The organism is Rhizobium leguminosarum bv. viciae USDA 2370, from assembly GCF_002008365.1.
Lineage (GTDB): Bacteria > Pseudomonadota > Alphaproteobacteria > Rhizobiales > Rhizobiaceae > Rhizobium > Rhizobium leguminosarum.
In genome coordinates this window covers 63834-72450 of sequence record NZ_MRDL01000031.1, presented here as the reverse complement: position 1 = coordinate 72450, position 8617 = coordinate 63834, and the positions used below count along the sequence as shown (strand labels likewise).

Sequence of the window (8617 nt, the reverse complement as noted above, 5' to 3'; positions counted from 1 at the left end):
CGAGGAGGCGCCGATCTTCCAGGTCGCCGACTACGGATTGGTCGCCGATCTCTTCGACGCCCTGCCGGAATTGCAAAAGGCACTCTAGCGGGGGAGACCGAACGTGGCGCGCGTCGTGGGACGTCCAATCAAACCTGGTGCCGACCTTCTCCTGAACGATGACGAGAAGCCGGCATACATACGGCTACACGACATCGGCAGGGAAAGACGTTCTCGGCCGTTGCAGGAATTCGTCAACGATGTCGGCGGGCTGATGTTGTCGGCGGAGGCTCCTGCCGTCGCCAGCTTCGTCGCGGGCAAGGTTCTCCAGAAACTGCTCAAGACCGGCAAGGTGCGCCCGGAGGGCGGGTCTCTTCCCGGCGCGCCGGAAGGGCTTGATGACGCCATCGGCCATCTTGCGAAATCGGGACGGAAATACGAGGCGATCGCCAGCCAGTTCCATAGTCTCGCCGACAAACTGCTCTGGAGACGCGGCCGCTCCGGTCCGTTTGCAAGCCTGAATTTTGGCGATACGCATTCCCATGCGGTCGTGGTCGGCCCCGGCGGCATGGAGGAACGCGCCGATCTCAGGGTCGGCGTGATCTATATGGATCGCTACACCCGTTTCCCCGATCATGTTCAGACGCAGCCGCGCGCCTTCATTCTGCTGTCGCCGGGCGAAATCCGCCTTGGCGATTCCGAGTGGTTCTCCGCCGGTGTCGGCACGGTCTTTGCGAACGACGCCGGCCAATCTTTCGCGATAAGATGCACAGCCCGGCCTCTGCTTGCGGTCTGGTGCCAGGTTGAGCGGGAGACGTGATGGGTGCTTGGCAACGACGAGCCTGAGATGAACGAAAAGGCCGAAGGCGAGAGCATGAAGTCTCGGCGGTCACGCAGCGAAGCAGATCGCTGAGAAGCCGGTCTATCGGAATATGTAGCATCAGAATTCAATTTAAGAGGAAGGATATCAAGATGGACGTTCGCGCCGCCGTTGCCGTTCAGGCAGGAAAACCGCTGGAAGTGATGACCGTGCAGCTGGAGGGACCGCGGGCCGGCGAAGTGCTGGTCGAGGTCAAGGCGACGGGCATCTGCCACACCGACGATTTCACCCTGTCGGGCGCCGATCCTGAAGGCCTGTTTCCGGCCATTCTCGGCCATGAGGGTGCCGGCATCGTCGTCGATGTCGGCTCCGGCGTCACCTCGGTCAAGAAGGGCGACCATGTCATTCCGCTCTACACCCCGGAATGCCGCGAGTGCTATTCCTGCCTTTCCCGCAAGACCAATCTCTGCACCTCGATCCGCGCTACCCAGGGCCAGGGGCTGATGCCGGACGGAACGAGCCGCTTTNGCCAGGGGCTGATGCCGGACGGAACGAGCCGCTTTTCGATCGGCAAGGACAAGATCCACCACTATATGGGGTGCTCGACTTTTTCGAACTTCACCGTGCTGCCGGAGATCGCCCTTGCCAAGGTCAATCCCGACGCGCCCTTCGACAAGATCTGCTACATCGGCTGCGGCGTCACCACCGGCATCGGCGCGGTCATCAATACCGCCAAGGTGGAGATCGGCGCCACGGCGATCGTCTTCGGTCTCGGCGGCATCGGTCTCAACGTGCTTCAGGGCCTGCGTCTTGCCGGTGCCGACATGATCATCGGCGTCGATATCAACCCTGACCGCAAGGCCTGGGGCGAAAAGTTCGGCATGACCCACTTCGTCAATCCGAAGGAGGTCGGCGACGACATCGTGCCCTACCTCGTCAACCTGACCAAACGCAACGGCGACCTGATCGGTGGCGCCGACTATACCTTCGACTGCACCGGCAACACCAAGGTGATGCGCCAGGCGCTGGAAGCATCGCACCGCGGCTGGGGCAAGTCGGTTATCATCGGCGTTGCCGGTGCCGGCCAGGAAATCTCCACCCGTCCGTTCCAGCTGGTCACCGGCCGCAACTGGATGGGCACGGCTTTCGGCGGCGCGCGCGGCCGCACCGACGTGCCGAAGATCGTCGAATGGTACATGCAGGGCAAGATCCAGATCGATCCGATGATCACCCACACCATGCCGCTCGAGGACATCAACAAGGGCTTCGAGCTGATGCATTCGGGCAAAAGCATCCGCGGCGTGGTGGTCTACTGAGTCATGAAAACCATCTCGACCGACAATTCTCATGGCGGCACCCAGGGCGTTTACGTCAATCGCTCGGATGTCTGCGACTGTGACATGACCTTTGCGGTATTTCTACCGCCGCAGGCCAAAGGACGGAAGCTGCCAGTTCTGTGGTACCTTTCAGGTCTGACCTGCACCCATGCAAACGTCATGGACAAGGGAGAGTATCGGCGTCTTGCCGCAGAACTCGGTATTGTCATCGTCTGCCCCGACACCAGTCCACGCGGCGATGCCGTCCCGGACGAGCCGGATAATTGGCAGTTCGGCAAGGGTGCCGGTTTTTATGTCGACGCCACCGAGCCGCCATTCGCACAGAACTATCGGATGTACAGCTACGTCGTCGATGAATTGCCGAAGCTTATCGCGGCCGAATTTCCGGTCGACATGACGCGACAGGGAATCTTCGGTCACTCGATGGGGGGACATGGCGCGATCACGATCGCGCTCAAGAACCCCGAACGCTTCAGCAGCTGCTCGGCCTTCGCGCCGATCAGCCATCCATCCGTCTCCGGCTGGTCAAAGCCGGCGTTCCAGAAATACCTCGGATCGGATGAAACGCGCTGGCGGGCATATGATGCCTGCTCGCTGATCGAAGACGGGCACCGGTTCCCGGAATTCCTCGTCGACCAAGGGACGGCGGACAGCTTCCTGGAGGATGGATTGCGCCCCGAAGAGCTGAGGCAAGCCTGCGAGACGGCCGGCATCAGCCTGCGGCTTCGCATGCAGGAAGGCTACGGCCACTCCTACTTCTTCATTTCGACATTCATGGAAGACCATCTGCGCTGGCACGCGCGGAGATTGGGAGACTGATTGCAGAGCTTGGCCGGGCATATCGCAAACGGCCCAGAAGGGGAGGAGAAACCCATGACCAGCATAGCCATACATCCGGCAGTGGATTCAGGTTTTCGGGCGACTGACGCTGCTTTTGCGGGCGGGACGCTCGTCTGCAAGTGCGCCAGCAATCCGGTGAAGGTAAGAATCAAGAGCGATATCGCCCACAATCACGCCTGCGGCTGCACGAAGTGCTGGAAGCCCGAAGGTGCAGTCTTTTCGGTCGTGGCGGTCGCTCCGACCGAAAGTGTCGAAGTCTTGGAGAATGGCGATAAGCTCGCTGTCGTCGATTCCGCTGCCTTGATCCAGCGCACCGCCTGCAAGGAATGCGGCGTGCATATGTATGGGCCAGTCGTGCGCGAACATCCGTTTCAGGGATTGTCGTTCATCCATCCGGAACGCTTCCAGGAAAGCGGCTGGGCGAAGCCGGGCTTTGCTGCCTTCGTGTCGTCGATCATCGAAAGCGGCTTCGACCCCGCGAAGATGGACGCCGTCAGAGCACAGCTGAGGACATCAGGCCTCGAGCCTTACGATTGCCTAAACCCTGGCCTTATGGACTACATCGCAACCTGGACCGCCAAGAAGAGCGGCGTGCTGGCCTCGTGATCGGCTAAAGTAATTCCCAGCAAAAGTGCGCAGCGTTTTTGCGTCCGGGATTGCGTAAAAACAAAAGAGAGCATTTCCGTGACTTGAGAGAAGCGGAAATGCTCTGGGACGCCGAGCCGGCGCTCCCCGACAAAACCGCCGCCACCGGATATCGAGATAGTCCGTGATGGCCGCGCACCGGCTTGCCGGCAGCCAGCTTCCGACGCCTGATGATCAAGGTTGATGCGCATAAAAATCGCATCAACCTCGACTGCACCGAAATTCTCACAGACCCGCCACCATAATTCGCTTGGGAAGTTCCGCAATGGCCGCCGCCGCGGAACGCCGATCCCTGGACAGCGCTTTGAAATGACGCCTGACGCGCGCCGGGGACGCTTTGCTCGGCATCATTGTGTATTTAAGAAATACTAATTGTGTACGTAATGTACACAATTATTGACTCGCCCCGAGAGGCGTGCCATTTTCACGGCGTAGAGCAACCCGCGGCCGGAGAATGACGATGGCGAAGACCCCCAAGAGCAATCTCTACGAAGATCTGAAACGGCAGATTCTGACGATGGAACTGGACCCGGACGCCGATCTGGACGAGGCCAGTTTGAGCGAAAGATACGGGCTCTCCCGGACGCCGGTCCGCGACATATTCCGTCGCCTTGCCGGTGAGGGCTATATCGACATCCGCGAGAACAGGGGCGCACGGGTCATCCCGATGAACCACTCCACCCTGCGGAATTTCTTTCTCGTCGCGCCGATGATCTACGCGGCAATCGGCCGTCTCGCCGTGCAGAACTTCAAGCCCACTCAGCTTTCGGACCTGAAGCAGACCCAGGAGCGGTTCCGCGCCGCCAGCGAGAACATGGACGCCCTGGCGATGGTCCTCGAGAACAATCGCTTCCACGAAATTTTCGGCGAGATGTCGGGCAACGTCTATCTGCAGCCGAGCCTTGGCCGGCTGCTCATCGACCACGCGCGTATCGGCCACACCTTCTTCCGGCCGAGGAACGAGGACATGAAGCGACGGCTTCAAGTGGCCGTCGGCCATCATGACGGCTTCATCGATGCGCTCGGCGCTCACGACGAGAATGCCGTCGTCGACCTCGTTTTCGAACACTGGGAATTGTCCCGCGAGAACATGGAGATGTTCATCGCCCCGCAAGGTCTCAAGGCGGACGCCTTCCTCGGCGGCCCCGCCACCCAACTCTTGGAGAAATCGTCGTGAAGTTTGAGGGGATCTATACGCCGGCGGTGACGCCGCTCGACCAAACTGGTCAGATCGACAGGGCTGGATTTGCCGCCGTGCTCGAGTCGCTGATCGAGGCGGGCGTCCACGGCATCATCGTCGGCGGCTCGACCGGCGAGTACTATGCCCAGAGCAGCCAGGAGCGTTTCGAGCTCGCGGCCTATGCGCGGGAAGTCATCGGCACGCGGCTGCCGCTCATTATCGGGACCGGCGCCACGCGAACCGAAGATTCGGTCGAATACGCAAAGGCGGCGAAGGAAATCGGCGCGGATGCGATCCTGGTGTCGTCACCGCCCTACGCGCTGCCGACCGAGCGCGAGAATGCGGTCCACGCCCTGACCGTCGACCGCGCGGCGAACCTGCCGATCATGCTCTACAACTATCCGGCTCGTATGGGCGTGATGATGGGCGAGGAGTATTTCTCCCGGCTCGGCAAGTCCAGGAACGTGATCGCCATCAAGGAAAGTTCCGGCGACATGGGCAATCTGCATCTGCTGGCCCGGAAATTTCCCCATATTGCGCTGTCCTGCGGCTGGGACGACCAGGCGCTCGAATTCTTCGCATGGGGCGCGAAGAGCTGGGTCTGCGCCGGCTCCAATTTCCTCCCGCGCGAACATGTCGCCCTCTATGAAGCCTGCTTGCTCGAAAAGAATTTCGACAAGGGCCGCGCCATCATGACGGCGATGCTGCCGCTCATGGATTTCCTGGAATGCGGGAAGTTCGTCCAATCTATCAAGCATGGATGCGAATTGATCGGGCTGAATGTCGGATCGGTCCGTGCGCCGCTGCGTCCGCTCAACTCCGAAGAAAAACGAACCCTCCAGACCGTCGTCGCCACGTTGAAGCGCACGGTCGGCCAGATCACCTCGGGAGCAAATCATGCATGAACCCTTGACCGCTTCCGAATACAAGGCGATCGCCGCCGGTCTTCAGTTTCCGACGAATGCCTTCGTCGATGGCGCATTTCGTCCGGCCAATTCAGGGCAGACATTCACCTCGACGAATCCCGCGACGGGCGAGGTTCTCGCCGAGATTGCCGCATGCGATGCCACCGATGTCGACGCCGCCGTCGCCAAGGCAAGGCAAGCCTTCGACGACGGCCACTGGCGGCTGCGTTCGCCGGCTGAACGCAAGGCGGTGCTCCTCAAGCTTGCCAGGCTGCTGGAGGACAATCGTCACGAGCTCGCCGTGATGGAAAGCCTCGACAGCGGCAAGCCGGTCGGCGAATGCCAGACGGTCGATGTTCCCGATACCATTCATACGATCCGTTGGCACGCCGAACTGATCGACAAGCTCTATGACAACACCGCGCCTGTCGGCGCGAATGCACTGACGATGATCGTGCGTGAGCCGGTCGGTGTCGTCGGATGCGTGCTTCCGTGGAATTTTCCGCTTTTGATGCTGGCCTGGAAGATCGGTCCGGCGCTCGCTGCCGGCTGCTCGGTGATCGTCAAGCCTGCGCAGGAAACGACGCTCACCACGCTGCGTGTCGCCGAGCTTGCCCATGAAGCGGGCATTCCAGCCGGCGTGTTCAATGTCGTGACCGGCGGCGGCAAGGAAGTCGGAGAACCGATCGGCATGCATATGGATGTCGATATGGTGGCCTTTACCGGATCGACGCCCACCGGCCGCCGCTTCCTGCGCTATGCAGCGGACTCGAATCTCAAGCGCGTCGTGCTCGAATGCGGCGGCAAGAACCCCGCCGTCGTTCTCGACGATGCCGAAGACCTAGACCTCGTTGCCGAGCAGGTCGTCAACGGCGCCTTCTGGAATATGGGCGAGAACTGCTCGGCCACGTCGCGTCTCATCGTTCATTCCAAGGTCAAGGATGAGCTGCTGAAACGCATCGGCGCCTATATGCGCGAATGGAAGACCGGCGATCCGCTCGATCCCGCAAACCGCATCGGCGCGCTTGTCAGCAAGGCTCATTTCGAGAAGGTGAAATCCTTCCTCGACGACGCCCGGAAGGAGAAGCTGACGGTCACCCATGGTGGCGAAACGCATGGCGGCATCTTTATCGAACCGACGGTGGTCGAGGGTGTAACGCCCGCCAGCCGCCTCTTCCAGGAAGAGATCTTCGGGCCGGTGCTGTCTGTTACCACCTTCTATTCGCTTGCCGAAGCAATCGCTCTTGCCAACGACACGAATTACGGTCTGACGGCGTCCGTCTATACCGGCAGCCTGAGGAACGCCATCAAGCTCTCGCGCGAAATCCGCGCCGGCGTCGTCACCGTCAACTGCTTCGGAGAAGGCGACGCCAGCACGCCGTTCGGCGGCTACAAGGAGTCCGGTTTCGGCGGCCGCGACAAGTCGGTCTTCGCCCACGACAATTACTGCGAACTCAAGACCATCTGGATCGACGTCTCGGATCGCTCGGTCGACGAGACCATCCGATGATCTCGAAGTCGGTCAAACGTTTGCCTGTTGAGAATGGCGTCTCGGGCTGGGAGGCGGTCAGCGAGCGCCCTTTCCCGGTCCGGACCCTCGACGGCGACGTGACCGCGGACTGGCTGATCGTCGGCGCGGGGTTTGCTGGCCTCTCGGCGGCCCGCCGTCTTCTCGAACTTCGGCCGGATGACAAGATCGTTATCCTTGATGCGAGCGAAGTGGGGAAGGGGACGTCGGGCCGAAATTCCGGCTTCATGATCGACGTTCCGCACAACCTTTCAGGCGGGGAGTATTCTAGTGGAGAGGCGGACGCCACTCGGCTGGAGATGGCCCAGAACCGCTCAGCGATAGCCTTTGCCGCGCAAGCGGCGGAGGAATACGGGATGTCGCGCGCGACATTCGACCCGGCGGGAAAGATCAACGCCGCGGCCACCGCTCGCGGCATGAGGCTCAACCGGAGCTTCGGAGAATCCCTGAGGGGCGCTGGCGAGAAGCATACGTTTCTCGATGCGAAAGAGATGCGGGAGATCACCGCATCGGATTACTACACCGGCGGTCTGTACACGCCCGGAGCGGTGCTTATCCAGCCCGCCGATTACATCCGCTCTTTTGCGGCGGGCCTGCCGGGCAGGGTCAGTATTTTCGAGCGTTCTCCTGTCACTTCATTGAAGCAAGACAGCGGCACCTGGGCCGCCATGACAAACCGAGGGAAGGTCACCGCTCCAAAGGTGATCCTCGGGGTCAATGGCCACATCGACGATTTCGGGCACTATCGCGGCCGCCTGATGCACATCTTTGCTTATGCCTCGATGACAGCGCCGTTTCCAGCAAACGACTTCGGCCAGAAGGCCTCAGGGCAGGACAAGTGGGCGCTGCTCCCGGCAGATGCGATGGGAGCCACGATTCGAAAGATTACCTCCGCTGGCCAGTCGCGGATCGTAATCCGCACGAAGTACACCTACGAAAGCAAGCTGGAGGCGTCGGACTGGCGCATGGGCAAGATGGCCAAGGCCCATCGAGACGCGCTCGACGCGCGGTTCCCGGGTCTCGCGGATGTCCCTTTCGAACATAGTTGGGCAGGTCGTCTGTGCCTCAGCCGGAACCACGTGCCCGCCTTCGGCGAGATCGAAGAAGGACTGTTTTCCGCATGCTGCGAAAACGGGCTTGGAACGGTCAAGAGCACACTCGCCGGTATGATGGCGGCGGAACTGGCGACCCGAACGGCCTCCCGGCATCTCGAACAATACATGGATCACCCTGAGCCTTCGAGGCTCCCGCCGGAGCCGTTCGCCTGGCTGGGCATAAACGCGATGATCCGTTTGCAGGAATTGCGCGCAGGCCGCGAGGGATGATCCCTCGGCCCACGCAATATGAAGACTGCCCGCTCGCAGACTTCAATGAGAATGGGAA

Annotated in this window: 8 protein-coding genes; all 8 read left to right on the top strand. The window is 61.0% G+C overall.

Annotated elements, in window-relative coordinates:
* Window positions 1–103 precede the first annotated feature (103 nt).
* Entirely contained in the window at window positions 104–799 is a 696-nt protein-coding gene (locus BS629_RS13600) for a dimethylsulfonioproprionate lyase family protein (RefSeq protein WP_077988277.1), read from the top strand.
* Between the two features lie 152 nt (window positions 800–951).
* Complete coding sequence (locus tag BS629_RS13595) at window positions 952–2115, top strand: S-(hydroxymethyl)glutathione dehydrogenase/class III alcohol dehydrogenase (protein WP_077988276.1); 1164 nt, start codon at window positions 952–954, stop codon at window positions 2113–2115.
* Between the two features lie 3 nt (window positions 2116–2118).
* Complete coding sequence (gene fghA / locus BS629_RS13590; RefSeq protein WP_018246032.1) at window positions 2119–2955, top strand: S-formylglutathione hydrolase; 837 nt, start codon at window positions 2119–2121, stop codon at window positions 2953–2955.
* A gap of 54 nt (window positions 2956–3009) precedes the next feature.
* Window positions 3010–3582: an S-(hydroxymethyl)glutathione synthase gene (gene gfa / locus BS629_RS13585; RefSeq protein ID WP_018246031.1), complete on the top strand. Its 573-nt coding sequence runs from the start codon at window positions 3010–3012 to the stop codon at window positions 3580–3582.
* Window positions 3583–4081: 499 nt separating this feature from the next.
* Complete coding sequence (locus BS629_RS13580; RefSeq protein WP_018246030.1) at window positions 4082–4798, top strand: GntR family transcriptional regulator; 717 nt, start codon at window positions 4082–4084, stop codon at window positions 4796–4798.
* On the top strand, window positions 4795–5706 hold the full coding sequence (locus BS629_RS13575) for a dihydrodipicolinate synthase family protein (RefSeq protein WP_018246029.1): 912 nt from the start codon (window positions 4795–4797) through the stop codon (window positions 5704–5706). Before BS629_RS13580 ends, BS629_RS13575 begins: the two co-directional genes overlap by 4 nt.
* Complete coding sequence (locus BS629_RS13570) at window positions 5699–7216, top strand: aldehyde dehydrogenase (RefSeq protein ID WP_077988275.1); 1518 nt, start codon at window positions 5699–5701, stop codon at window positions 7214–7216. Before BS629_RS13575 ends, BS629_RS13570 begins: the two co-directional genes overlap by 8 nt.
* Window positions 7213–8559 carry an NAD(P)/FAD-dependent oxidoreductase gene (locus tag BS629_RS13565; protein ID WP_018246027.1) on the top strand — a complete coding sequence of 449 codons (1347 nt, stop codon included), beginning with the start codon at window positions 7213–7215 and terminating at the stop codon, window positions 8557–8559. The genes BS629_RS13570 and BS629_RS13565 overlap by 4 nt, the downstream gene beginning before the upstream one ends.
* Window positions 8560–8617: the final 58 nt, after the last annotated feature.